19 protein-coding genes, 1 other RNA gene, 1 pseudogene and 1 riboswitch are annotated in these 24,566 nt (G+C 63.8%); of the genes and pseudogenes, 10 read left to right on the top strand and 11 right to left on the bottom strand.

Annotated features, from left to right (window positions below; genetic code table 11):
• Positions 1-31 precede the first annotated feature (31 nt).
• From ssrS to RA167_RS09450, 3 genes are all read right to left on the bottom strand, one after another.
• Positions 32-213: non-coding RNA, 6S RNA (gene ssrS / locus RA167_RS09460), on the bottom strand.
• Positions 214-279: 66 nt separating this feature from the next.
• Entirely contained in the window at positions 280-600 is a 321-nt protein-coding gene (locus tag RA167_RS09455) for a cell division protein ZapA (protein ID WP_076785344.1), read from the bottom strand.
• Positions 597-953 (bottom strand): ATPase, encoded by a 357-nt coding sequence (locus tag RA167_RS09450; RefSeq protein WP_076785343.1) that lies wholly within the window; start codon positions 951-953, stop codon positions 597-599. Before RA167_RS09450 ends, RA167_RS09455 begins: the two co-directional genes overlap by 4 nt.
• Positions 954-1,072: 119 nt before the next feature.
• A riboswitch (cobalamin riboswitch) is annotated at positions 1,073-1,326 on the top strand.
• A gap of 91 nt (positions 1,327-1,417) precedes the next feature.
• Here RA167_RS09450 and RA167_RS09445 point away from each other — a divergent pair.
• From RA167_RS09445 to RA167_RS09435, 3 genes are read left to right on the top strand one after another with little or no spacing between them, the layout of a single operon-like run.
• Positions 1,418-3,538, top strand: a complete 2,121-nt coding sequence (locus RA167_RS09445) for a TonB-dependent receptor plug domain-containing protein (RefSeq protein ID WP_076787365.1) — start codon at positions 1,418-1,420, stop codon at positions 3,536-3,538.
• Between the two features lie 17 nt (positions 3,539-3,555).
• Positions 3,556-4,578, top strand: a complete 1,023-nt coding sequence (locus RA167_RS09440; RefSeq protein ID WP_237573807.1) for a FecCD family ABC transporter permease — start codon at positions 3,556-3,558, stop codon at positions 4,576-4,578.
• Entirely contained in the window at positions 4,575-5,426 is an 852-nt protein-coding gene (locus tag RA167_RS09435) for an ABC transporter ATP-binding protein (protein WP_076785341.1), read from the top strand. The genes RA167_RS09440 and RA167_RS09435 overlap by 4 nt, the downstream gene beginning before the upstream one ends.
• A gap of 109 nt (positions 5,427-5,535) precedes the next feature.
• Here RA167_RS09435 and RA167_RS09430 read toward each other — a convergent pair whose 3' ends face one another.
• A complete protein-coding gene (locus RA167_RS09430) occupies positions 5,536-6,549 on the bottom strand; it encodes a cobalamin-binding protein (RefSeq protein ID WP_083705977.1) in 1,014 nt (337 codons plus the stop codon).
• Between the two features lie 19 nt (positions 6,550-6,568).
• Positions 6,569-6,799 (bottom strand): annotated as a pseudogene (locus RA167_RS09425) (PaaI family thioesterase); the annotation flags it as partial.
• Between the two features lie 114 nt (positions 6,800-6,913).
• On the opposite strand from RA167_RS09425, the gene RA167_RS09420 reads away from it, so the two are divergent.
• Positions 6,914-7,537, top strand: a complete 624-nt coding sequence (locus RA167_RS09420; protein ID WP_076787361.1) for a ParA family protein — start codon at positions 6,914-6,916, stop codon at positions 7,535-7,537.
• Between the two features lie 36 nt (positions 7,538-7,573).
• Here the strand turns inward: RA167_RS09420 and panD are convergent, their stop codons facing one another.
• From panD to RA167_RS09400, 4 genes are all read right to left on the bottom strand, one after another.
• Positions 7,574-7,966, bottom strand: coding sequence for an aspartate 1-decarboxylase (gene panD, locus RA167_RS09415; protein WP_076785339.1), 393 nt, complete (start codon positions 7,964-7,966; stop codon positions 7,574-7,576).
• Positions 7,967-8,073: 107 nt separating this feature from the next.
• Entirely contained in the window at positions 8,074-8,907 is an 834-nt protein-coding gene (gene panC, locus RA167_RS09410) for a pantoate--beta-alanine ligase (RefSeq protein ID WP_076785338.1), read from the bottom strand.
• Positions 8,908-8,937: 30 nt separating this feature from the next.
• Positions 8,938-9,813 carry a segregation and condensation protein A gene (locus RA167_RS09405; protein ID WP_076785337.1) on the bottom strand — a complete coding sequence of 292 codons (876 nt, stop codon included), beginning with the start codon at positions 9,811-9,813 and terminating at the stop codon, positions 8,938-8,940.
• 1 nt (position 9,814) lies between these two features.
• The gene (locus tag RA167_RS09400) at positions 9,815-10,000 is read right to left on the bottom strand and encodes a DUF3460 family protein (RefSeq protein ID WP_076785336.1); all 186 of its coding nucleotides are present in this window, start codon (positions 9,998-10,000) and stop codon (positions 9,815-9,817) included.
• Between the two features lie 335 nt (positions 10,001-10,335).
• On the opposite strand from RA167_RS09400, the gene RA167_RS09395 reads away from it, so the two are divergent.
• Entirely contained in the window at positions 10,336-12,042 is a 1,707-nt protein-coding gene (locus RA167_RS09395) for an autotransporter assembly complex protein TamA (protein ID WP_237574224.1), read from the top strand.
• Between the two features lie 32 nt (positions 12,043-12,074).
• A complete protein-coding gene (locus RA167_RS09390; protein WP_076785334.1) occupies positions 12,075-16,211 on the top strand; it encodes a translocation/assembly module TamB domain-containing protein in 4,137 nt (1,378 codons plus the stop codon).
• Positions 16,212-16,235: 24 nt separating this feature from the next.
• On the opposite strand, the gene metG is transcribed toward RA167_RS09390, so the two are convergent.
• Together metG and RA167_RS09380 are read right to left on the bottom strand one after the other, a co-directional pair.
• Positions 16,236-18,344: a methionine--tRNA ligase gene (gene metG / locus RA167_RS09385; protein ID WP_076785333.1), complete on the bottom strand. Its 2,109-nt coding sequence runs from the start codon at positions 18,342-18,344 to the stop codon at positions 16,236-16,238.
• A 363-nt stretch (positions 18,345-18,707) separates the two neighbouring features.
• Positions 18,708-19,370, bottom strand: a complete 663-nt coding sequence (locus RA167_RS09380; protein WP_076785332.1) for an OmpA family protein — start codon at positions 19,368-19,370, stop codon at positions 18,708-18,710.
• Between the two features lie 318 nt (positions 19,371-19,688).
• Here RA167_RS09380 and apbC point away from each other — a divergent pair, with 318 nt between their 5' ends.
• From apbC to RA167_RS09360, 4 genes are all read left to right on the top strand, one after another.
• Positions 19,689-20,777: an iron-sulfur cluster carrier protein ApbC gene (gene apbC, locus RA167_RS09375; RefSeq protein ID WP_076785331.1), complete on the top strand. Its 1,089-nt coding sequence runs from the start codon at positions 19,689-19,691 to the stop codon at positions 20,775-20,777.
• A gap of 89 nt (positions 20,778-20,866) precedes the next feature.
• Positions 20,867-21,394 carry a superoxide dismutase family protein gene (locus RA167_RS09370; RefSeq protein WP_076785330.1) on the top strand — a complete coding sequence of 176 codons (528 nt, stop codon included), beginning with the start codon at positions 20,867-20,869 and terminating at the stop codon, positions 21,392-21,394.
• A gap of 102 nt (positions 21,395-21,496) precedes the next feature.
• Complete coding sequence (dcd, locus tag RA167_RS09365; protein ID WP_076785329.1) at positions 21,497-22,066, top strand: dCTP deaminase; 570 nt, start codon at positions 21,497-21,499, stop codon at positions 22,064-22,066.
• 105 nt (positions 22,067-22,171) lie between these two features.
• On the top strand, positions 22,172-24,457 hold the full coding sequence (locus RA167_RS09360) for an arginine/lysine/ornithine decarboxylase (RefSeq protein WP_076785328.1): 2,286 nt from the start codon (positions 22,172-22,174) through the stop codon (positions 24,455-24,457).
• The last annotated feature ends 109 nt before the right edge of the window (positions 24,458-24,566 follow it).

The raw sequence follows: 24,566 nt of genomic DNA, 5'->3' as shown, positions 1-24,566 counted from the left end.
GGCATCGAACCGAAGTTCGATGCCGCCGAATAAAGTCCCCGCCTTGGCCGCTAGGCCGGCATCCTGAACCTGAGGTTCAGAATTGGTCGCAGTTAGCAGCACTTCGGGTACGTCAGACAGAGTGACGCGCACGCCCATGCTACAAATTTCCGCAACCGTGCACATGGCATTGGTTCAAGGAATCTATGACCTTGGCGAACCAGGCAGGGAAGCCAAAAAACGTATAAGCCGTATCGCTCGTGAACCGCAGGCTGCCTAAACAACGCAATGTGGCGCAACCTATGCTTGCGTCAGATCATGCTGGCGGATAACTGCCGCAAGCTGTTCATTCATTTGACGCATTGTACGCTGGATTTCCTCCGCGGGGAATGCCTCACCGTGTCGCACGCTCTTTTGCAATTGCAGCAGTTCGGAGGCGATCGACAGGGCGGCCATCACCGCGATCCGGTCATGGCCGCGCACGCTGCTCGCGGCGCGGACCTTGTTCATTTCTCGGTCCACGCGCTCGGCCGCTTCGTGCAGCGCGGACTCGTTTTCGGGCGAGGTGGCGAGCCGATACGATTGGCCGAGGATCGACACTTCGATCTGTTTCATCGTCATGCGGTTTCTCCTTGGCGCTCGTCCCCAGATGCGGGTGACGGTGACGGTACGTCACTGGCTTGTGATGGCTGCACGTCGAGCGGGGAATCCGGCAATCGCGTGTGCGGTAGTTTTTCCAGGATCGCGTTCAAGCGGACCTGGGCATCGTCAATCTTTGCGGACAACGCGTCGCGTTCGATGTGCAGCGCGTCGCGTTCGCGCTGCGCCTGTTCGAGTTGTGCTCGCAGCGCGTCGCGTTGCGCACGCGCGGCCTCGAGTTGCTGTTCGACGGCTAGCCGCGCTTGACGGTTCCGGTCGCTGATCTCGATCAGCCGACCGATGTTCTGGGACAAATTTTCAAGTTCGGTAAGCATCGTTGCGTCCTCTGCAGAAACGGCATTTTAGCGCGGTTCTGGCGGCATTCGACGCCTAAGCTCGTATCCAGACGTAACAGCGGCGTGTTCCGGCCATTGACGCCTCGCATGGCGCTACCTACACTTGCGGCACTTTCGGTGCCCATGCGCACGGTTCATGCGCGGGGTTAAACGGGAAACAGGGAGCGAAGTTCGCCACGAACCGGCCAACCTGTGCTGTCCCCGCAACGGTAAGCGACCCGCTTTTTGCACATCGAACCGCCCACCGCCGCATGCGTCAGCGTACGGCGGTGCGTGCCACTGCGCGTAGAGCGTGGGAAGGCCGGGCCGATGCGTCGCTAGCCCGGATACCGGCCGAGAGCGCGAAGCGCATGGTGTGGCCGTGGATTGCTACGCCGCGCTTTATCGTAGCGCATGGCCCGCGGGGGACGGGCGTCGCGCAGTCGCACAACAAGGAAAACATTATGCGTACGCCTATTGCAGCGGCAGCGCTGCTCGCGTTCGCCAGCTTGCCGCACGTCGCCACGGCGCAGCTTGTCCAGACCCTCGACGATGACCGCGGGACAGGCTCGCGCGCAGACAGTGACCTCGTCGGCCCTGTTACACGCTTTGGCATGGTGGCCAACGTTGATTCAGCGAAGGATGCCGACACTACGGCACACACCGACACTGCGGCATACACCGGCATTACAGCACACATCGACACTACGGCAAACGCCAACCCTGTGGCATATACCCACACTGTGGCGAATGCCGGCACTGCTGTGAGCACCAGTGCCTCGGCAACCGAAGCCCGGTCTTGCACTGGCGATGACCCGGTGCGGCGCGGCGCGCTGGTGCCGATTGTGGTGAGCGCCGCGCGCAACGCGCAGGCGTTGCCGGACGCGCTGCCGCAAACGACGCTGTTCGACCGGCGTGCCATTGAGGACAGCAGCGCGACGGATCTAGCCGGGCTGCTGCAATTCGCGCCGGGTGTGCAGATCACCCGCAACGGCGGCGCGGGCCAGACGGCGGGGCTGTTCATGCGCGGCGCGCCGATCGCGCAGACATTGGTGATGATTGACGGCGTGCGCGTGGACTCCGCGGCGCTGGGCGCGACGCAAATCGCTCAGATTCCATTGGATCAGGTCGAGCGCGTCGAGGTCGTCAACGGCAACGTGTCGGCGCTGTACGGATCGAGTGCGATTGGCGGCGTCGTGCAGGTATTTACGCGTGACGGCGGTAATTATCCGCCGCGCTTTACGCTGGATGGCGAGTATGGCAGCTATCGCACGCAGCGCCAGCATGCGGGCGTGAACGGGGCGCTCGATGTGGCCGGCGCGACAACGTTTAGCGTCGATGCGTCGCGCATGAAGACCGATGGTTTTTCTTCGATTGATCCGAACCGGGCCCCGGTGAATCCGAATGCGAACGGCACGTTCAACGAGAGCGTGAGCGCGTCGCTGAAGCACCGCTTCAGTCCAGGCTGGGACGCGGGTATCCGCTACTTTCAATCATTCTCGAAGACCAGCTTCGACAATCCGTTCGGCATGCCAACCGACTTGAACAAAGAGCGCGATCGCGTCGGGCAAGTGTCCGTATTCGTGAACGGCGGCCTGACCGAGCGTTGGAGCACGCATCTGAGCGTCGCGCAGGGCACTGACCGCTCGCAGATCTTCGTCAACGGGCAGCAGACCAGCCGCTACGACACGACGAACGGCCAATTGGACTGGCAGAACGACTATGCTATCGCCGCTGGCCACAAGCTGGTGTTCGGCTACCAGCACATCAATCAGGACCTGGACGCGTCGGACTTCACCACGCCCGCGCGGCGCGTGAATTCCGGCTACGTCGGCTATAACGGCGAGCTGGGCCGCAACGAGATGCAATTCAACCTGCGGCGCGATCAGTATTCGGATTTCGGCGGCGCCAACAGCTACTTCGTTGGCTATGGTTACCGATTCACCGATCACTGGAAGGCCATCGTCAACTATTCCGATGCATTTCGCGCACCGACCTTCAACGACTTGTATTTTCCCTTTTCCGGCGATCCGAGCTTGAAACCGGAGCAGGCGCATTCGCTCGAAACGGCGTTGCAATATGCGTCGCCGGCGCTTGGCGTGGCGCGCGTCACCGCGTTCCAGACCCGCTATCGGAATTTAATCCAGTATGCGCTTGCGGACCATGGGCGGTATGTTGCGCAGAACGTGGGCCGGGCAAAAGTCCAGGGTATCGAGGCCTCATGGTCGGGCCAGGTGGGCCGTACCGACGTGCGCGCCAGCTTCACGTTCCAAAATCCTGTCGATGAGGTTTCGGACCGGGATTTGACGCGGCGGCCGCGTCGCTTTGCCACCGTGTCGGCGAACCACAGCTTCGACGGTTGGCGGATCGGCGGGCAATGGCTGTTGACTGGCGCGCGCCACGACAACGGCCAGCCGATGGGCGGATATGGCGTGGTCAATCTGAGTGCCCGATACAATATCACCAAGTCTTGGTATGTCGCGGCGCGCGTCGAGAACCTATTCGATAAGGATTATGAGACGCTCTATACGTACAACACGCCAAAGCGTGGCGCGTATCTCACGCTGGGTTGGCAGCAGCAATAGCGTGGGGCGCGCGGATCATGGGCGCAGGGTCTAGCGGCAGCGCCCGCCCGATGTCGCCGCGCCGTGCGGCGGCGATCTGGCTCGCACTGGCCGTCGCCGCCGGCTTGCTGCTGGTGATCTCGCTTGCTACAGGCAGCGTGCGGATCGCGCCAGCGCGCGTGCTCGCCGCGTTGGCCGGCAGCCCCGGCTTTGACGCGGATATCGTGCGCGCGCTGCGGCTGCCGCGCTCGCTCGCGGGCTTTGCCTGCGGCGCGCTGTTGTCGCTGGCCGGCGCGTTGCTGCAAGTGCTGTTGCGCAATCCGCTCGCCGATCCGTACGTGCTCGGCGTATCGGGCGGCGCGGCGGCATTCGCGGTGGCTGCGATGTTGCTGGGCGTGCCATGGTGGGGCACGCAGGTGGCCGCGTTCGCCGGCTCGCTGGTGTCGATGGGCATCGTGTTCGGCCTTGCACGCCGCACATTGTGGCTGGGTGAGCCGCGCGACGCATCGCCGCGGCTGCTGCTGACCGGCGTTGTCGTGGCCGCGGGCTTCAGTGCGGCCACCGCGTTAATGATGACGTTTAGCCCCGAACGCACGTTGCGCGGCATCGTGTTCTGGCTGCAAGGCGATTTGAACGGCGCCGGCATGCCGTGGTTCGCGCTGGCCGTGCTGGTGATGCTGGTCGCCTTGTGCGTGCCGGCCACGCGCCAACTCAATGCGCTGGCCCGCGGCGATCAGTTTGCGCAGGCGCTGGGCGTGCCGGTCGTCGCGTTGCGCGCGCGCGTTTATGTGATGGCGTCGTTGGCTGCTGCGGCGGCTGTCACTACGGCCGGCACGCTCGGCTTTGTCGGTCTGGTGGTGCCGCACTTGGTGCGGCTGACGTGGGGCAACGACCAGCGTATGCTGGTGCCCGCGTCGATGCTCGGCGGCGGCGCGGCCGTGATGGGCGCGGACCTGGTCGCGCGCAGTGCCTTCGCGCCGACGCAATTGCCGGTGGGCGTGGTGACCGCGTTGGTCGGCGTGCCGCTGTTCCTCTGGATGCTGTTGGGGTGCAGGCGATGAATCGAGCGGGTGGGCTGGGGCCGGCGCCGCTGAGCGTACAGGCACTGACGCTGCAGGTGGGCGGCCGCACGCTGCTTGATGCGCTGTCGCAGCGCTTTGAGCCCGGCGAGCTGTGGTGCCTCGCCGGACCGAACGGCGCTGGCAAGTCGACCTTATTGATGACCCTTGCCGGATTGCGTGCACCCACGCGCGGCAGCGTCGTATTCGATGGCGTGCCACTCACCCGGTGGCCGGTCCATCGGCTCGCGCAGCATCGGGCATGGATGACCCAGCAGCTTCACGATGCGTTCAGCGCAACGGCCCTCGATACCGTCCTGCTGGCACGCTATCCCCACCTGTCGGGTTGGGGCTGGGAGCGCGACGTGGATCGCGCCGCGGCATATGAGGCGCTGGCGGCGGTCGGCCTAGCCGGGTTTGCCGCGCGCGACGTGCTGTCGCTGTCCGGCGGCGAGCGGCAACGTGTGGCCCTTGCCGCTGCCCTCTGCCAGGACGTGCCGCTGCTGTTGCTGGACGAGCCGTTGGCGCACCTGGATTTGCACCACCAGATCGATGCGGTGACATTGCTGGCGAAATGGGTCGGTGCAGCGCCCCGCACAGTGGTGTTCTCGTGCCACGATCTTACGCTGGCAAGGCGGTTTGCAACGCACGCGTTGTTAATCGACGGGCGTGGGCGCGCGTGGGCTGGGCCCGTGCGTGACGTGCTGACACCAGTTCTTGCCAGTCACGCGTTTGGCTATCCGCTGGTGCTGTTGCGCGACGGCGCGAACGAGGCGCTGATACCCGCGCTGGCGCCGGCGCGGGGCGATGCACCTGTTTTAAGTGGGCGAGATGGCGATGATCTCTGGTGATGCGCCCGCGGCAATCGAGCCGCTCGCCGGTGATCCGCGTGACGGAGCGCGGCGTTGCACCGTCGGGTGCCCGTCTCGCTTCGCGTTGGACGTTGGGCTGCTGGCACCGTTAGGGACGAAGTAAGCCGTCAGGGTTTCGTGCCGGGGCGCGCTGGCGGGCTTGTTCTAACGCCTGGCACAATAACGCTGTGGCGTCGGCCAACCGCGGGCCGGGACGGCTGATCAAGTCCGCGTCGACGGTGAACAGGTTGTCGCGCGCGACCGCGCGCATGCCCGGCCAGCGCTGCCATCGGCGCAGCGCCGAGTCGTCGCCGCTTGGATCCGTGGACTGCGCGACCCGGTGCACCCGTGCAGGTTCCGGCCGCGTGGCAATGATCGCGTCAGGATCGACTGCGATGACCGCTTCGGTTGACACCGTCGGCACCCGTTCGTTCAGCGAGCCAAACAGATTACGTCCGCCGCAGACGGAGAGCACGTCGCTGATGATATGCGTACCGTTCAGTGTCATCAGCGGGTCATCCCATACCTGGAAAAAAACTGAAACGGGTGGCCGGCTCGCGTAGCGCTGTTGCAGCGCGGCAATACGCGTATCGAATGCCCGGGCGGCCTCGCGCGCCTGCGGCTCGGTGCCAAGCAGTGTGCCCAAGCGGATCAGCGTCGAGCTGATGTCGGCCAGCCGATGCGGTTCACTGTAGAACAGCGGTACGTGTAGTGACTGCAACCGTTCGATCTGGCGCTGTGGATTGCCGTGCCACCAGACGACGATCAAATCCGGGTGCGTGGCCGCAATCCGTTCGAGGTCCAGTGTCGTGTTGCTGCCGATGATCGGCACGTCGCGAGCGGCGCTCGGGTAATCGCTGAAGCTGACCGTGCCGACCAGCCGGCTGCCGCCGCCGGCTGCGTAAATCAGTTCCGTGATGCTGGGCGCTAGGCTCACGACGCGCCGTGCCGGCGCATTCAATGTCACGCGCGCACCGCTGTCGTCCAGCACTTGCACTGGTGCGGCCGCGCAAGATACGGGTGTGCCGGCGCCCGACAGCGCGAGCAGCAGACTGACCAACACGCCGCTTGCGCGCCGTGTGCGGCGCTGGGGCCGCACGACAGGAGACCGGTGGGCGATCATGCCTTCACCGTGATTGGAATTCCGGCAGGTGCGCAACGCACGCATAGCCGCATGCGGTGTTTGCCAGCCCGACGACCGTGGCAGCATGCCAATACCCGTTCGGCGCGGGCAGCTCCGCGCGCACTGTCAACTCGGCGACCAAGCGGCCCTGCTGCAACTCGCGCACACGCACGCCGAGCAACTCGGGGAGCCGGCCTTGCTGGCGCGCCGCCAGCGATTCGATAGAAACGTCCGGGCGCAATGAACTCATTAAAGATCCGGAAAGAAGTGCCGAATGGGTCAAGTTCTTTGATAATACCTGGATTCGGCTGAGTAATTGGATAAGCCTAACGGCTATGTCAAGCCATTGATCCTGGGGGAATTCATGACGGTCATCGTTGTCGCTAATCCCAAAGGCGGTGTGGGTAAGAGCACGCTGTCGACGAATCTAGCGGGCTATTTTGCATGGCGCGGCGAGTGGGTGGCGCTCGCCGACCTGGACAAGCAGCAATCATCGCGATCATGGCTGGACCTGCGGCCCGACACGCTGCCCAGGATCGAGCCGTGGGACATGAGCGGGGAGCGCAATGCCCGGCCGCCAAAGGGATTCGAGCATGCGATCGTCGATACGCCGGCCGGTTTGCACGGCCCACGCCTGAACCTGGCACTGTCCGTCGCCGACAAGGTGCTGGTGCCGCTGCAACCGTCGATGTTCGACATTCTCGCCACGCAGCACTTCCTGCAGCGACTAGCGCAGGAGAAGGGCGGGCGCAAGGGCGGCATCCAGATCGGTGTGGTCGGCATGCGCGTGGACGCTCGCACCCGTTCGGCGGAGCAGTTGCATCGATTCGTCGACGGGCTCGGCCTGCCAGTGCTTGGCTACCTGCGCGATACGCAAAACTATGTGCAACTGGCCGCGCATGGCCTGACGCTATGGGATGTGGCGTCAAGTCGGGTCGACAAGGACCTGGAGCAGTGGCAGTCGGTCGTCGCGTGGGCCGAGCAATGAGCTGCAGGGAGGGCGCGGGACGCCCGGCCGCATCGCTCAGCGCGCGTCCCAGTTCTGCGTCGGTACGTGGTCCCGGGCGCTCTTGATCGTATTGCGTTCGTCGCAGAACACCAGGTTCGGCTTGAAGCCATGACGCACGTCGGCGTCGTCGACCAGCGCGAACGCGGCGATGATAATGAGGTCGCCCACCTGCGCGCGGCGCGCGGCGGACCCGTTCAGCGAGATCATGCCGCTGCCCCGTTCGCCGCGGATCGCGTAGGTGGTCAAGCGCTCGCCGTTATTGATGTTCCAGATGTCGATCTGCTCGTTTTCCGCGATGTTGGCGGCCTCGAGCAGATTTTCGTCGATGGCGCAGGAACCTTCATAGTGCAATTCACAGTGCGTGACGGTGGCGCGGTGAATCTTCGATTTGAGCATCGTACGTTGCATGGGGGGCTCCAGTAATGGGGTCTCCGGTACTGCGGTGTGCACCGCGTCGTGCGTTGCGGTTAGGGCACGGCGCGCGAGCAAAGGGGCCAGCGAGTCGGCGTGGGCGGTCAAATCTCCAGGTTATCAATGAGCCGGGTCGCGCCAAGCTGCGCGGCGGCGAGTACGACCAGTGGTTCATGCCCTTCGTGCGGTTGCGGCGAGCGCAGATTGGCGCGCTTGCGAATCGCAATATAGTCGGGTTTCCAGCCGCGCTCGATTAACGTCTCGAACGCGGCTAGCTCAATCTTGGCGAAATCGCGGTGACCCGCGAGCACGCTCTCGCGCACCTGCTGCAGTGTACGATACAGGGTTGGCGCCTCGGCACGCTCCGATGGCGTCAGATACACATTGCGTGACGACAGCGCGAGCCCGTCCGTGTCGCGCACCGTCTCGGCGGCGACCACTTCAATGGGCAGCGCGAATTGCTCACACATCTGTCGCACGATCATCAACTGCTGGTAGTCTTTCTTGCCGAACACCGCGACACGCGGCTGCACGCACGACATCAGTTTCATCACGACCGTGCAGACGCCGTGAAAGAACCCCGGTCGGAACTCGCCCTCGAGAATGTCACCCAGATCATGTGGCGGGTGCACGCGATATTCCTGCGCACGCGGGTACATGTCCTGCTCGGTCGGTGCAAATAGCACGTAGACGTTTTCCCGCTGTAGCTTGTCGATGTCGGTCTCGAGCGTGCGCGGATACTTGTCGAAATCCTCGTTCAGCCCGAATTGCAGTCGGTTCACGAAGATGCTGGCGACCACTGGGTCGCCGTGCTGGCGCGCTAGGCGCATCAGCGATAGGTGTCCTTCGTGCAAGTTGCCCATCGTGGGCACGAACGCGACGCGGTTCTGCCCGCGCAGCTGGTCGCGCAATTCGTTGATCGAGCTAATGACTTTCATGTAAGCGGAAAAGGATCGCTGAGCGGATCCTTAGGTCGGTGAGTACGCCAGCCGGACGTAGATCGGTGCGAACGGCTCGGCCTGCGTGATCTCGAGCAACGATTCGCGGGAGAGCTCCAGCATCGCAATGAAGTTGACGACCACCACGGGCACGCCACGCGATACATCGAACAATTCGGTGAATTCCATGAAACGCGCGTGCTGTAGCTTGCGCAGGATCTGGCTCATGTGCTCGCGCACCGACAGTTCCTCGCGGGTGATCTTGTGATGCTGCACGAGCTTGGCGCGCTTGAGCACGTCGGCCCATGCGCCGCGCAGGTCGTCCGCGTTGACGTCCGGCCAGCGTGGCGCCAGGTTTTGCTCGATATATACCTGCGCGCGCAGGAAGTCACGCCCGTGCTGCGGCAGGCGGTCCAACTGTTGCGCGGCAAGCTTCATTTGCTCGTACTCGAGCAGTCGGCGTACTAATTCGGCACGCGGGTCCTCGACATCCTCGCCGGTGTCGGCCTGTTTCACCGGCAGCAACATGCGTGACTTGATTTCGATCAGCATGGCCGCCATTAGCAAGTATTCGGCCGCCAACTCCAGGTTCGTCGCGCGGATCTGGTCGACGTAGCCCAAGTATTGCGCGGTGACGTCCGCCATCGGAATGTCGAGCACGTTGAAATTCTGCTTGCGGATCAAGTAGAGCAGCAGATCGAGCGGACCCTCAAATGCTTCCAGAAAGACTTCGAGCGCGTCCGGCGGGATGTACAGGTCTTGCGGCACCTTGAACAGCGGCTCGCCGTATAGGCGAGCGAACGCGACGCCGTCGAGCGTGCCCGGCGTCGAGTCGGTGGCCGGCGTGTACAGCGCGACCTCGGATGCCTGCTGGCCCGGGTCGTCCGGTGCCGGAACGGCGCTCACGTCAGAAATTCTGGTAGTACACGTAGGGTGTCTGCGGCACGCGTGCCTGTTGCTGGCGCGTGCGCTCGTCCAGATCGATCGGCGCTTTGTCCCACAGCAGTGCGCGGCCGTTGCGTTGCTGTTCCTCGAGTTCCGGATGTTGCTGCTTGAGCTGGGCCAGGAATTGGCTGATGTCTGATTGATACATGACAATACTCCGCAAACCAAAAAATCCGATTCCAGATTTTACCGCAAGCTTCCGGACTCGGAACAAAGGGGGCGGGCCGCCTCTCCAATGGCGCAACCCGGCCCGCCCGCGCCAGCGCATTGCGTCATTCATGCCTGAGTGCCTGGCGCGTGTGATATGTTCCAATATAGGTTTGCCACTTCGCGCTACCGACGCTGCGACGTTGACCGCCATGTTCATCGACGGAGTTCGATTTGCCACGTAGTTCTTCTGGGCTGCCTTGCGGTGTTGCCCGGCGCGCGCGAGCAATATACACGCGAGTGCACGCGGTGCGCTGGGCGCTGCAATGCGCCATAATGGTCATGCCACTGATGACGCCTGGCGCCGCCCTGGCCAAGTACGACGTGGATATTGACGCGCCGTCCTATGCACTGCGTAAGCTGCTGCGGGCTCACCTGGATGTGTCGCGTTTCGCTAAGCGAAATGACATCTCGGACGAGCAATTTGAGTTTCTCGTGACGGCGGTACCGCAGCAAGTGCGCGACCTACTGTCCACTGAAGGGTATTTCGAGCCGGTGGTGCGCACCGACGTGCGCGCCGATAAGCGTCGCGCGGTGACCGTGCATGTGGAGCCGGGCCCGCGCACGCACGTGTCGGCGGTCGAGTTGTCGTTCACTGGGCCGATGCTGACCGAGGCGCCCGAAAAGGAAAAGGCGGTACGCAGCGCATTCGGGCTGACAAGCGGTGAGCCGTTTACGCAGACGGCGTGGGACGAGGCCAAGAAGGCCTCGCTTAAGACGCTGCAGTCGCACCGCTACCTGGGCGCGACGATTGCGCGTTCGCAAGCGCGGATCAATCCTCGTACTCATGAGGCAAGCTTGAGCATCACGTATGAGAGCGGGCCGACGTTCACCATTGGGCCGCTGGATGTGTCCGGCACGCGGCGCTATCCGCAATCGATTATCACGAACGTCAACCCGCTGGGTCCGGGCGAAATCTACAGCGCCGAGCGCATCGCCGAACTGCAGCGGCAGGTGCAGAACACGCCGTACTATGCCAGCGTTGGCATTTCAGTCGATGACGACGTCCGCCAACCGCAGAACACGCCCGTGCACGTTAAGGTCAGTGAATACCAGTACAACGCGGTGCGTACTGGCATTGGCTATTCGTCCGATACCGGCGGACACATCCAGGGGGCATACTCGTACCTGGACATGTTCGGCGTTGCCTGGCCCTTCAGCTTCTCGGGCCGGTTGGACCAGACGCAGCAGTACGGCCAGGTGCAGCTGTCGATGCCGCCGGGACCGCGCGCGTGGACCAACACGCTGCTCGGCTCGTACACGCGCACCGACGTGTCGGGCACCGATATCCATAGCGCGCGGGTCGGCGCGCAGCGCACGCGCACGTCGCAAAATATCGACTACAACTACCAGGTGCTGTTCTACCTGGATCGTCTGGACCAGAATAGCGCCGGGCCCACCGTGAGCCGCGCGCTCGTGCCGGCGTGGTTGTGGACCCGGCGTAACGTCGACGATCCGGTGTTTCCGCGAGCGGGCAACCTGCTGCGCCTAGAGGCCGGTTTGGCGATCAAGGGCGTGATGACGGATCAGACGTTCGGGCGGGCCTACGCGAACGCACGGCAGTACGTGCCGATTGGTCGACGCGACATCGTGCTGCTGCGGCTGCAAGCCGGTGGCGTATTCACGACCGGCGGCTCGCGCGGCATACCGGCATCGTTGCTGTTTCGCGCCGGCGGCACGGAGACGATACGCGGCTATGGCTACGACAGCATTGGCAACAATGTGGGCGGCTCGGTGCTGCCGACCAAATATCTGCTCAGCGGCGCCGCCGAATACCAGCACTGGTTCAACCACGACTGGGGCGCGGCGGCCTTCTGGGATATCGGCACGGCGACCGACAACTGGACCGAAAAGTTTTTTTACCAGGGTGTGGGCGTCGGCGCACGCTGGCGCAGCCCCGTCGGGCCAATCAATGTTGACCTCGCATATGGCCTGCGCAACCATAGCTGGCGCCCCTATTTGACGCTGGGCATCGCGTTCTGATTCACCTTGCGGCACTACCCGATTCTTGACGCATGAGCGACGACGACCACCAGCCTGCCGACCGTGAACCCTCCCGCCCCGGCGGCGAGCCGCGCACCAGTGGCGCTGCCGGGCAGCACGGCGATCGCGCACCAGGGCGGCGTGGCCGCGGCCGGCGCGTGCTGCGCTGGGCCAGCGGCCTGGGGTTCAGTCTCGTGCTGGCGGTGGTCGCGTTGCTGGTGGCTGTGCATACCGAACCGGGCACGCGCGCGTTGTGGCAGATCGCGAGTCGGGCCACGGCGGGTGCGTTCTCCGGGACACTCGACGGGGGTACGCTTGCGCACGGGCTGCGAGCACGTGACGTCAGGTGGCAGCGCGGGGGCACGGATATCCGGCTCGATCGTATCGACGGACAGTGGAGGGTGACGCACCTACCGTGGCGATTGTCCATCCAATCGCTAAGAATTGGCACGGTCGAGGCTCGGCTCGCCCCGGCTGGTCAACCCGCCACGCGTGCGACGCTGCCGCAGCGGTTGACCGTGCCGCTGCAGGTGCAGATCCATTCACTGGACGTGGCCGCGATCCGCCTCCACGAGCCGGGATCGACGATCGAGCTATCGGCATTGCACGCGCACGGCAGCAGCGACGGGCGGCGTCATCATCTTGTGCTCGACAGGCTGCAAACTCCGTATGGCCCGCTCCATGCGGACGTGGCGCTAGACGGCGTACGGCCGTTCGCCGTGCGTGGCGAGACAGGGCTGTCAGGCCAGTTCGGCGGGCATGAGATGCGGCTTGGTGTGCAGGTGTCCGGTTCGCTGCAGGCGCTCGTCGCCGACATGCAGGCGAGCGGTATGCAGTCGAACGGCTTGCAGTTGAATGGGGTCGCGCACGTGGAGGCTACCCCATTTGCCGACGTGCCGTTGAAGGTCGTCACGCTCGACGTCGACCGTCTCGATCCCCGAGCCTTCAATCCGGGCGCACCGCATGCGGACCTATCGATACGCGCCCGCTTGCGGCCGGTCGAGCCCGCGCCGCGCGCTCAGGCGCGCGGCGCCGCTGCCCCCGACATGCCGCTGGTCGTCGCTGGTGAAGTATCCGTCGTCAATGCGGTGCCCGGGCTACCCGCACAGCAACGCCTGCCGCTGATCGACGCGCGTACCAACGTGCGCGTGGACGCGAGCCGGCAAATCCTCTCCGCGCTGAAGGTCCGTCTGCTCGGCGGCGCGACGGTGAGCGGAGCGGGCGCGCTGGAGCATGGTCGTGGCCGTGTTGAGCTGTGCACGTCCGACCTGGATCTGAGCGTGTTGAGCGCCACGTTGCGCACGACCCGGCTTGCCGGACCCATCGGCGTCGAGCTCGATGCCGCTCGTCAGCAGGTGCAGGTTGATCTGGCGGACGCCGACGCCAAGCTGCGTGTGCAGGGGGCCGTCGCGATCAATCCCAGGCAGCTTGCGCTAGAGCGCGTGAGACTCACGGCGGGCGACGGGCACGCGGAGCTTGCCGGTGTGCTGCGTCGAGATGAGCACTCCAACTACGAATTGAAGGCCACGTTGGCGGCGCTCGATCCGTTCGCGTTGTTGGCGCGTGACAGCCTGCAGACAGGCCGCACGGGTGGACCGGTTCCGTACAACGGCAGCCGCATGGTGCCCAAGGCTGCCGGCAGCGGTACGGGCAAGGCCGCCGCCAAGGGTGCCGGCAAGCGCGCCGCCCAGCGGTTCGATGCGCGCGTGACCGGCACGCTCAACGCAAAAGGCGCATTGACGCCGACGCTGACCGTCCAGGCCGACTTTGCGGTGCGCGATAGCGTCTACAACGGCTTGCCGCTGAATGGCGGCGGGACGCTGGCGCTGGCCGGCACGCGGATCATGTCCAGTGACGTGCACGTGAGCGTGGCCGGCAACGACATCCAATTACGCGGCAGCTTCGGCGCAGCCGGCGACCGGTTGCTGTTCCATGTCGATGCCCCGGCGCTAGAGCGGCTTGGTTTTGGCATGGCGGGCGCGGCGCACGCCAAGGGCGACGTGACCGGCTCGCTCGCGCATCCGAATGTGGTCGCCAGCTATCAGGCAGACGGCGTGGTCATGGGCGGCAACCGGATCGGCCATGCCGCGGGCCGTATCGAGTTGCGCGACGGGGCGCAGGGCGCGATGATCGCGACCCTTGACGCGCGAGCGGTAACCACGCCGCAGGTGCGGTTCAATGCGCTGTCGCTACGGCTGGATGGGGTGCGCGCGCACCACACGTTGATCGCCAGCGGGAACGGCAGCGTCGGTGGACAGCCGGTCGATTTCAACGTGGCGGCAAGCGGCAAGCTAACCGACGCGCGGGGCGGTATCGGCTGGGATGGCACGATCAGACAACTGGAAAACCGCGGCCTGCCCGAGGTCAAGCTGGCCGCGCCGGCGACCGTGAGCGCCAGCGCCGGGCATTGGGTGATCGGCGCCACGCGCTTGAGCGTGGAGCGCGCGTTGCTGGACTTGAAGTCGTTTCAATATGCGGGCGGGCGTTTGCAATCGAGCGGCTCGCTGGCGCATGTCGACGTGGCGCGCCTGCTGCAGCTTCGCGAGCAACTCACGCACCAGCAGGCGTCGTTCAGGACCGATTTGGTGTTCGATGCGCAGTGGGACGTGTCGTTCGGGCCGCGCGCCGCGGGCTATGTGCAGATCAAGCGGCGCTCAGGGGACGTCACGATTGATGCGGGACGCGGCATTGCGTCGCTGGGCATCAGCGACGCAATGGCACGCATTGACTTTGCAGCGGGCCGCCGCCTGAATGCGACGGTCCAAGCGGTGGCAGAGCGCCTTGGCACGCTGGAGGCGACGCTGCGCATGCCGGTTGCCATGCAGGACGGTGTGCCGGTGGTGGCCGGCGACGCACCGCTGGACGGCACGGTTGTGCTTGACCTGCCGTCGCTGCGTACTACCGGCGGGCTGCTCGGACCAAGCTACCGGCTCGATGGGCAGATGTTACTGAAGCTGGCGATCGCGGGTCAGGTATCGCACCCGAAGGTCTCCGGCACGCTGACCGGCGATGGCTTGTCGGCGACCGTTGTTGACCAAGGCATCACGCTCAAAGACGGTATCGTGCGCGTGGTGCTGACCGAGAACCAGGTCGAATTCCGACAGGTTCAGTTTCATGGCGCTCAAGGCACGCTGCGCGCCACCGGCAACGTGATGCTCGACCAACAGAACCCTGATTTGAGCGCGCATATCGTGGCCGATCAGCTCGAGCTGTTCGCGTCGCCGTATCGCCAGCTGTCGTTGTCCGGTGATGCGACGGTGGCCAATGCCGGCGCGCAGGGCGGGATGGCGATCAATGGCCGGTTTTTTGTCAACAAGGCACTGTTCGATTTGCCGGAGCAATCGGCGCCAAGTTTGTCCGACGACGTCGTGATCGTGCGACCGGACGGCACGGTCGAGGACGAGCACGCTGCGGCGCGTGCCGACGCCGGCAAGCCGGCGGGCCCGTTCGCGCCACGCGCCAACATTGACGTCGACCTGGGTCAGAATTTTCGCTTTCGCGGCGCTGGCGCCGATTTGGGGCTGCGTGGTGTGATCAACCTCGTCAGCGCACCGAACCAGCTGTTGCGTGCCGTGGGCAACGTGCGGGTCGTGGAAGGGTCCACCTATACCGCGTTTGGCCGCAAGCTGGGTATCGAGAACGGCTATTTCACGTTTAATGGGCCGGTTAACGACCCGGGTATCAACATCCTCGCGATGCGGCGCAACCAGGAGATCGAAGCCGGTGTACAGGTGACCGGCACCGTGCAGTCGTCCAAGGTCAAGCTGGTGTCGGAGCCCAACGTGAACGACAACGAGAAGCTGTCATGGCTGCTACTTGGGCATGGCACCGATACCGGCGCGAACCTTGGGCAGCAGAGCACGATGAATGCGGCGATCGCGCTGCTGGGCAGCGCGACCGGCAAGCGGATCGCGCAAACCTTTGGACTGGACGAAGTCTCGGTCGGCCAAAGTGAGGTCGGCCTAACAGATCCGCAAGTGGTGACGCTCTCGAAGGCCATCACCGAGCGGCTCGTGCTCGGCTACGAGCAAGGCATTGAGACGACGAACAACGCGTTCAAGGTGACGGTGAACCTGTCGCGGTTCTGGGCCATCATGTCCTACGCCGGCACCTATAACGGCGTGGACCTGCAGTTCACCCGTCGCTTCGACGGCTTTTGGAAAAAGTAGCGGCGCGCAGTGCGCGCTAGTGCGCTATTTGACCCGCATGCCGGGCTTTGCACCGCTGTGCGGCTCGAGCACGTAGATGCCGGGTTCCTTTTTCTCATCCGCCGCCGACGCGGCCAATACCATGCCTTCGGACACGCCAAACTTCATCTTGCGTGGCGCGAGGTTCGCGACCATCACGGTCAGCTTGCCGATCAGTTCCTCGGGGCGGTAGGCTGCCTTGATTCCAGAGAACACATTGCGCGTGCTCGCTTCGCCCACGTCCAGGGTCAGTTGCAGCAGTTTGTCGGACCCTTCCACCGCTTTGCAGTCGACGATGCGCGCAATGCGCAGGTCGATCTTGGCAAAATCGTCGATCGTGATGAAGCGCTCGCCGTTTGCCGACGTGTTGTTGGCGCCCAACGACTTGGCCGTGCCCGCCGCGGTGGCGGCCGTGGTCGCGTTCGGCTGCAATGACTGGCGGTTGGCGGCAAGCAGCGCGTCGATCTGCTTGGGGTCCACGCGCTGCATGAGGTGCTGGTACGGCCGGATCGGCCGCGCTGACGACAGCGGCACTGTGACGTCGGCCCATGTGAGCGGCTCGATCGACAGGAATGTTTCGACCGATTCGGCGAGCTTCGGCAATACCGGCTTGAGCGCCAGCGTGAGCAACCGAAACGCCTCAAGGCTGACGCTGCACGTCTCGTGCAACGCCACCGCATTGGCGGGATCCTTGGCCTGTTCCCAAGGCTTGGCGGCATCCACGTACGCGTTGACGGCATCCGCCAACTCCATGGTCTGGCGCAGTGCGCGGCTGTATTCGCGGCCTTCGTAGTGCGCCGCGATCGTCGGGATCGCGGCGCGCAGCCGGACCAGCAGCGGATGGTTCATCGCGCTGTCCTGCACGCGTGCATCGAACCGCTTGACCAGGAAACCGGCGGCGCGGCTCGCGATGTTCACGTATTTGCCGATCAGGTCGCTGTTGACGCGCGCCTGGAAGTCATCGAGGTTCAGATCGATGTCCTCCATCGTGCTGTTAAGTTTCGCGGCGAGGTAGTACCGCAGCCATTGCGGATCCAAACCGGTCGTGATGTAGCTGTTCGCGTTGATGAAGGTGCCGCGCGACTTAGACATTTTCGTGCCGTCCACGGTCAGGAAGCCATGCGCGAACACGTTGGTCGGCGTGCGGTAGCCGGAAAATTGCAGCATCGCAGGCCAGAACAGCGTGTGGAAATACAGGATGTCCTTGCCAATGAAGTGGTATTGCTCGGTGGTCGAATCCGGACGGACCCATTCGTCGAAATCCAAGCCGCGACGCTCGCATAGGTTCTTGAAGCTTGCATAGTAGCCGACCGGTGCATCGAGCCACACGTAGAAATACTTGCCGGGCGCGCCCGGGATTTCGAAGCCAAAGTACGGCGCATCGCGCGAGATGTCCCAGTCGGCGAGCTTCGCGTCGTCGTCCTCGCCGAGCCACTCGCGCATCTTGTTGGTGGCTTCCTGCTGCGCGAGCTGGCTGACCCAGCCGCGCAGGAAGGTCTCGCAGCGCGGATCGGACAGCTTGAAAAAATAGTGCGTCGATGTTTTTTTCACCGGCGTCGCGCCGGACAACACTGAATACGGTTTGACCAGTTCAGTTGGCTGGTACGTCGATCCACACACCTCGCAACTGTCGCCATACTGGTCCTTCGCGCCGCATTTCGGGCATTCACCTTTGATGAAGCGGTCTGGCAGGAACATCTCCTTGACCGGGTCATACGCTTGTTCGATATCGCGCGCCGCGATCAATCCGGCATCGTGGAGTGCGGTGAAAATGCGCTCGGACAACGCCCGGTTCTCGTCCGAGTCCGTCGAGTAATAATTGTCGAACGAGATGCCGAAATGGTCGAAATCGCGCTTATGCTCTTGCCAGACGCGCTCGATCAACTGCCGCGGCGTGATGCCCTCGGACTGCGCGCGCAGCATGATCGGCGTGCCATGGGTATCGTCCGCGCCGACATAGTACACCTCGTGACCGTGCATTCGCATCGCGCGCACCCAGATGTCGGTCTGGATATATTCAACGAGATGGCCAATGTGGATCGGGCCGTTTGCGTACGGCAGCGCGGAGGTGACGAGCATGCGGCGCGGCGCGCCGGCGGAGACGGGAGCTGACATGGCGGATAGAGCGTTTGATTCGACGAAAACGGGATGGAGCGCCGATTTTAGCAGGCGCGACTGCGATGACACGGTCGCGACAGTGGACGCGCGAAGCACGCGCGGGCCCACATTGTCCGCGCTTTGCCGCAGACTGGCGGGCGCAGGCGGTCATCGTGCAATGCTAAAAAAAACCGGGGCTTCGAGCCCCGGAGCAACAACGACAAGAGGAGAATGGTGACGCAACGGTATCGCCGTCACGTACCATATAAACAGACATCGAATCAGCTACGAAGTTCGAAAAAATTTCGAGATTTAACAACGATCCGTCTGCCGCCGCGTGTCGCGGCGGCAATCATCACGGTGGCAGAAAATTAGGGCGCATCATCCGCGCGGTTGTGAGGTGGCCCGCAGGTAGATCTCCACGCGCCGGTTCTGTGCGCGGCCAGCCTCCGTGCTATTGTCCGCAATTGGTTGCGTCTGTCCGCGGCCTTCGGCGGCCAGCCGTTGCGCGGCGACGCCATGCTGCGCCAGGTATTGCGCGACGCTTTGCGCACGTTCTTGCGACAGCGTTTGATTGTACCGCGGCTGGCCGGTGCTGTCGGTGTGTCCGACCACGTGTGCCACCAACTCGGGATGCTGGGTCAGCGTCTGCGCCACCTGGTCGAGCACCAGTGTGAACGAAGGTTTGATTGCGTAGCTATTTGTGTCGAACGAGACCGAGCTCGGGATATTGAGCTTCAGCGAGCCATCCGGTTGCTCGGACACTTGGGTGCCGGTGCCCGCGGTGACACCCGACAGTTTGTGCTTGATCGCCTGCCAGTTGTACCCGGTGATGCCTCCGACCGCGGCGCCGGCCGCAGCGCCGATCGCCGCCCCGTTGCTGCCGCCGAAAATTGCCCCGAGTCCGGCGCCGGTGGCCGCGCCGACGCCGGTGCCAACCGCCGCGTTGCTGCCTTGCGGCGTCTGGCAGCCGGCCAGCAGCGCGCCTGCGACTGCGAGGACCGACACTTGCAGCGGAAGGCGGAAGGTGAGTTTCGCGTTCATATGACACCTCATGGGTTAGGTTGATTGGGCCGATAGTAGAACGATGTGCATGGCACACCGTCGGGAGCGATGCTTGCGTGCGGCATTTAAGCGTGATCTTCCGACGAGCGCGCCCGCAGCATCGCAGGCTTCATGCCACTACAATGTCGAAACAGCTGCCGATCGCAGAGCGTGCCGCGGGAAGCGCCGTTTGGCAACGCCACGCAACAATTTTTTGCAACTTCTGGTATGAGGTTCGACGCGACCCCGCACGCAAGGTTCGATGCACGCGGCAGGCGTTGGGTGATCGGATGGAACACTTCAAGTAACGGAGCAACGATGACAATCGACAGGGCCCAGATCGACGCCGTGCTGCACGGCGTGATCGACCCGAACACCGCAGAGCCGATAACGGCGGGCAAAGGGGTGCGCAACGTCGCGATTGACGGCGACACGGTATCACTCGAGGTCGTGCTGGGCTATCCGGCCAAGAGTCAGTATGCACTGATCCAAGCGCGTGTCGAACAAGCGCTGCGCGCCGTGCAGGGCGTGGCGCATCTGCACGTGACGGTATCTCACCAGATCGTGGCGCACGCGGTGCAACGCGGCGTGCAATTGTTGCCGAACGTACGCAATATTGTCGCGGTCGCCTCTGGTAAGGGCGGGGTTGGCAAGAGCACCACGGCCGCAAATCTCGCGCTTGCGCTGGCTGCCGAAGGCGCGTCGGTTGGCGTGCTGGACGCGGACATCTACGGCCCATCGCAGCCGACGATGCTTGGCATCAACGGCCGTCCGGCGTCCGAGGATGGCAAGACGATGATTCCGCTCGAAGGCCATGGCGTACAGGCTAACTCGATCGGCTTCCTGGTCGAGCAGGACAATCCGATGGTGTGGCGTGGGCCGATGGTCACGTCCGCGCTCGAGCAGTTGCTGCGGCAGACGAATTGGCGCGACCTGGACTATCTGATTGTCGACATGCCACCCGGCACCGGCGATATCCAACTCACGCTCGCGCAGCGGGTGCCAGTGACCGGTGCAGTGATCGTCACGACGCCGCAGGACATTGCGCTGTTGGACGCGCGAAAGGGTCTGAAAATGTTCGAGAAGGTCGGCGTGCCGATCCTAGGCGTCGTCGAGAACATGAGCATCCATATCTGCTCCCACTGTGGCCACGCCGAGCCGATCTTCGGCGCTGGCGGTGGCGAGCGCCTTTGCGCACAGTATAGCGTGCCGTTCCTGGGCAGTCTGCCGCTGGATATCGGCATCCGCGAGCAGGCCGATGCGGGACGTCCGACGGTGGTCGCCGACCCGCATGGACGCATCGCCGGCCTGTATCGCGACATGGCCCGCCAGGTCGCGCTCCGGATTGCGAAGCTGTCGCGCGACATGAGTTCGAAGTTCCCGACCATCGTCGTGCAGAACACCTGACATGGCTCTGTGACATCCTCTATGGCGGCCGCCCCGCTAGATGGGCCAGACGCGGTATCATTGCGGCTTGTTCAGTACCCTGAGGCTTAATGGAACCGCGATTGGGATGGCGTCTTGTCGGCACGATGATTACGCTGCTTGCGACTAGCGTGATGCTGGTCGGTTGTGCGTCGATCTTCGGCAGGCACGACAAGCGTGCCGACGTTCAGATCGTGCCGGCGGCTGGCCATGCCGCACGCGGCACGGTCACGTTGATCGAGCATGCCGATGGTGTGCAGGTGACCTATAACCTCAGTGGGCTGCCGCCGGACAGTGATCATGCGCTGCAGATCCATGAGCGCGGCGACTGCCATTCGCCGGGTGCTGCAGGCGGGGTGTTCAGCCCTGGGGCCGAGCGCCTGAAGCAAGGGATTAGGCTCGAAGGCGACCTGGTGAACCTGCACGCGGACGCGAACGGCGTGGCGGCCGGGTTCATCGTGTCGCCGTACGTATCGCTCGACGGCGTGCGCTCGGTGGTCGGCCGCGCGCTGATCGTGCACCGCGACGCGCAGGACTATTATGCGTTTCCGCCGCGCGACGCTGGTCCCGCGCTGGGCTGCGGCATCATTCGCAGGTAATGGCCACGCTGCGATGAAATGGCCCCACTACGATGAGGCGGCGGCGCCCCGCTCCGTTCGCTCGTTTTCAACCCGCGGCCCTGCCGCCTTTCGATTGCACGTATGACGATCAAATCCGATAAATGGATCCGGCGCATGGTCGAGCAGTACAGCATGATCGAGCCATTCGCGCCGGATCAGGTGCGCGTTGCGCCGGATGGTCATAAGATTGTCAGCTACGGCACGTCGAGCTACGGCTATGACATCCGCTGTGCGGACGAATTCAAGATCTTCACTAACATCAACTCGACGATCGTCGATCCGAAGAACTTCGACGAGAAGTCCTTTGTCGACTTCAAGGGCGACGTGTGCATCATCCCGCCGAACTCGTTTGCGCTGGCACGCACCGTCGAGTACTTTCGCATTCCGCGCAACGTGCTGACCGTGTGCCTGGGCAAGTCCACGTATGCGCGCTGCGGGATCATCGTCAACGTCACGCCGTTCGAGCCCGAATGGGAAGGGCACGTGACACTGGAGTTCTCGAACACGACGCCACTGCCGGCGAAGATCTACGCGAACGAGGGCGTGGCGCAGGTACTGTTCTTCGAGAGCGACGAAGTCTGCGAGACATCCTATGCGGACCGTGGCGGCAAGTACCAGGGCCAGCATGGCGTCACGCTGCCCAAGACCTGAGTTGTCGCGCGCCGCCGCGCCACGCAGCGCGGCTCAATCCGGCATATCACGGCCGCTGCATACCCGAACGGTAGAGTGCAGCGGTTTGTTTTTGGAGAATCACCGATGAAGTTTCGTTACCCTGTCGTCATCATCGACGAGGATTTTCGCTCGGAGAACATCTCCGGCTCGGGTATCCGCGCGCTTGCCGAGGCGATCGAGCGCGAGGGGGGCGAGGTGCTCGGCCTGACGAGCTACGGTGATCTGACCTCGTTCGCGCAGCAGTCCAGCCGCGCGTCTTGCTTCATCCTGTCGATCGACGACGACGAGATCGCGCTGGTCGATGAGGTTGCCGCGACGCACGACCAGGTGCCCGATCTCGCCCACGCGATCCTGGCGCTGCGCTCGTTCGTCGCCGAGGTGCGGCGTCGCAACGCCGATATCCCGATCTTCCTGTACGGCGAGACGCGCACGTCGCGTCATATTCCGAACGACATCCTGCGCGAATTGCACGGCTTCATTCATATGTTCGAGGATACGCCTGAGTTCGTTGCGCGGCATATCATCCGCGAGGCGAAGGTGTACCTGGATTCGCTGGCGCCCCCGTTCTTCAAGGAACTGGTCAAATACGCGGACGAAGGTTCGTATTCGTGGCATTGCCCGGGTCACTCCGGAGGTGTCGCGTTTTTGAAGAGTCCGCTTGGCCAGATGTTTCACCAGTTCTTCGGCGAGAACATGCTGCGCGCGGACGTGTGCAACGCGGTGGACGAACTTGGGCAACTGCTGGACCATACCGGGCCGGTGGCCGCGTCCGAGCGCAATGCGGCGCGCATCTTCAGCGCCGATCACCTGTTCTTTGTGACTAACGGCACGTCCACGTCGAACAAGATCGTCTGGCACGCCACCGTCGCGCCGGGCGACATCGTCGTGGTGGACCGCAACTGCCACAAGTCGATCTTGCACGCAATCACGATGACCGGCGCAATCCCGGTCTTCCTGACGCCCACCCGCAACCATTTCGGCATCATTGGGCCGATCCCGCGCGATGAGTTCCAACCGGAGAACATTCGCCGCAAGATCGACGCGAATCCGTTCGCGCGCGAGGCGCTCGCGAAAAACCCGAAGCTCAAGCCGCGGATTCTGACGATCACGCAAAGTACCTACGATGGTGTCGTCTACAACGTCGAGATGATCAAAGACCTGCTTGGCGACACGATCGACACGCTGCATTTTGACGAGGCCTGGCTGCCGCACGCCGAGTTCCACCCGTTCTACCAGGACATGCATGCGATCGGGCAGAACGCCCGCCGGACCGACGCGCTGGTGTTCGCGACCCATTCGACGCACAAGCTGCTGGCCGGCATCTCGCAGGCATCGCAGATCCTGGTACAGGATTCGCAGCTACCGCGCTTTGACCGGCATCGCTTCAACGAGGCGTACCTGATGCATACGTCGACCAGCCCGCAATACGCGATCATTGCGTCGTGCGATGTGGCTGCGGCGATGATGGAGCCGCCCGGCGGCACCGCGCTCGTCGAGGAGTCGATTGCCGAGGCGCTTGATTTCCGTCGTGCGATGCGCAAGGTCGATGCCGAATATGGCAACGATTGGTTCTTCAAGGTGTGGGGACCCGATCAGCTGGTGACCGAGGGTATTGGTTCGCGCGAGGACTGGATGCTGCGGCCGAACGACCGCTGGCATGGTTTCGGCAACCTGGCCGAAGGCTTCAACATGCTGGACCCGATCAAGGCGACGATCATCACGCCCGGGCTGGACGTGGACGGCGAGTTTGGCGAGGCGGGCATTCCGGCGGCGATTGTCACCCGTTACCTGGCCGAGCACGGCATTATTGTCGAGAAGACCGGACTGTACTCGTTCTTCATCATGTTCACGATCGGCATCACCAAGGGCCGCTGGAACTCGATGGTCACCGAGTTGCAGCAGTTCAAGGACGACTACGATCGAAACCAGCCGCTATGGCGCGTGCTGCCGGAATTCGTCGCGCAGTATCCCATGTATGAGCGCGTCGGGCTGCGCGACCTGTGCGAGCAGATTCACAGCGTGTACCGTGACAATGATATCGCGCGGCTGACGACTGAGATGTACCTGTCCAACATGGAACCGGCAATGCGTCCGACCGACGCGTTTTCGAAGATTGCGCACCGCGAGATCGACCGCGTGCCGATCGACGACCTCGAGGGCCGCGTCACCAGCATTCTGCTCACGCCGTATCCCCCGGGTATTCCGCTGCTGATCCCGGGCGAGCGGTTCAACGAGACCATCGTGCGCTATCTGAGGTTCGCGCGTGACTTCAATGCACGGTTCCCCGGCTTTCATACCGATATTCACGGGCTGGTCACCGACGTGGTCGGCGGCAACGTCGAATACTTTGTGGATTGCGTGCGGCCGTGAGCGGCGCGCCGGCCATCGGCCGGCGGGCGGCACCGATGGCACGGTAGGTGCCCGGTGGCACCGATGGCATGGCAGAGCAGATGTCCGGCGGCGCGATAGGCGGGCAAGG

The sequence above is a fragment of the Mycetohabitans endofungorum genome, from assembly GCF_037477895.1.
Classification (GTDB): Bacteria; Pseudomonadota; Gammaproteobacteria; order Burkholderiales; family Burkholderiaceae; genus Mycetohabitans.
The sequence above is the reverse complement of the archived record's forward strand: the minus strand, read 5'-3'. Positions and strand labels throughout refer to the sequence as shown.

Bases quoted from the DNA above. Each gene is read 5' to 3' on its own strand.
- RA167_RS09450 (WP_076785343.1), bottom strand. From the start codon at position 953: ATGCTTACCGAACTTGAAAATTTGTCCCAGAACATCGGTCGGCTGATC.
- RA167_RS09390 (WP_076785334.1), top strand. From the start codon at position 12,075: ATGAGCGACGACGACCACCAGCCTGCCGACCGTGAACCCTCCCGCCCC.
- RA167_RS09420 (WP_076787361.1), top strand. From the start codon at position 6,914: ATGACGGTCATCGTTGTCGCTAATCCCAAAGGCGGTGTGGGTAAGAGC.
- RA167_RS09400 (WP_076785336.1), bottom strand. From the start codon at position 10,000: ATGTATCAATCAGACATCAGCCAATTCCTGGCCCAGCTCAAGCAGCAA.
- RA167_RS09435 (WP_076785341.1), top strand. From the start codon at position 4,575: ATGAATCGAGCGGGTGGGCTGGGGCCGGCGCCGCTGAGCGTACAGGCA.
- dcd (WP_076785329.1), top strand. From the start codon at position 21,497: ATGACGATCAAATCCGATAAATGGATCCGGCGCATGGTCGAGCAGTAC.
- metG (WP_076785333.1), bottom strand. From the start codon at position 18,344: ATGTCAGCTCCCGTCTCCGCCGGCGCGCCGCGCCGCATGCTCGTCACC.
- RA167_RS09380 (WP_076785332.1), bottom strand. From the start codon at position 19,370: ATGAACGCGAAACTCACCTTCCGCCTTCCGCTGCAAGTGTCGGTCCTC.
- RA167_RS09395 (WP_237574224.1), top strand. From the start codon at position 10,336: ATGGTCATGCCACTGATGACGCCTGGCGCCGCCCTGGCCAAGTACGAC.
- RA167_RS09370 (WP_076785330.1), top strand. From the start codon at position 20,867: ATGGAACCGCGATTGGGATGGCGTCTTGTCGGCACGATGATTACGCTG.
- panC (WP_076785338.1), bottom strand. From the start codon at position 8,907: ATGAAAGTCATTAGCTCGATCAACGAATTGCGCGACCAGCTGCGCGGG.
- RA167_RS09430 (WP_083705977.1), bottom strand. From the start codon at position 6,549: ATGATCGCCCACCGGTCTCCTGTCGTGCGGCCCCAGCGCCGCACACGG.
- apbC (WP_076785331.1), top strand. From the start codon at position 19,689: ATGACAATCGACAGGGCCCAGATCGACGCCGTGCTGCACGGCGTGATC.
- RA167_RS09440 (WP_237573807.1), top strand. From the start codon at position 3,556: ATGGGCGCAGGGTCTAGCGGCAGCGCCCGCCCGATGTCGCCGCGCCGT.
- RA167_RS09455 (WP_076785344.1), bottom strand. From the start codon at position 600: ATGACGATGAAACAGATCGAAGTGTCGATCCTCGGCCAATCGTATCGG.
- RA167_RS09445 (WP_076787365.1), top strand. From the start codon at position 1,418: ATGCGTACGCCTATTGCAGCGGCAGCGCTGCTCGCGTTCGCCAGCTTG.
- panD (WP_076785339.1), bottom strand. From the start codon at position 7,966: ATGCAACGTACGATGCTCAAATCGAAGATTCACCGCGCCACCGTCACG.
- RA167_RS09360 (WP_076785328.1), top strand. From the start codon at position 22,172: ATGAAGTTTCGTTACCCTGTCGTCATCATCGACGAGGATTTTCGCTCG.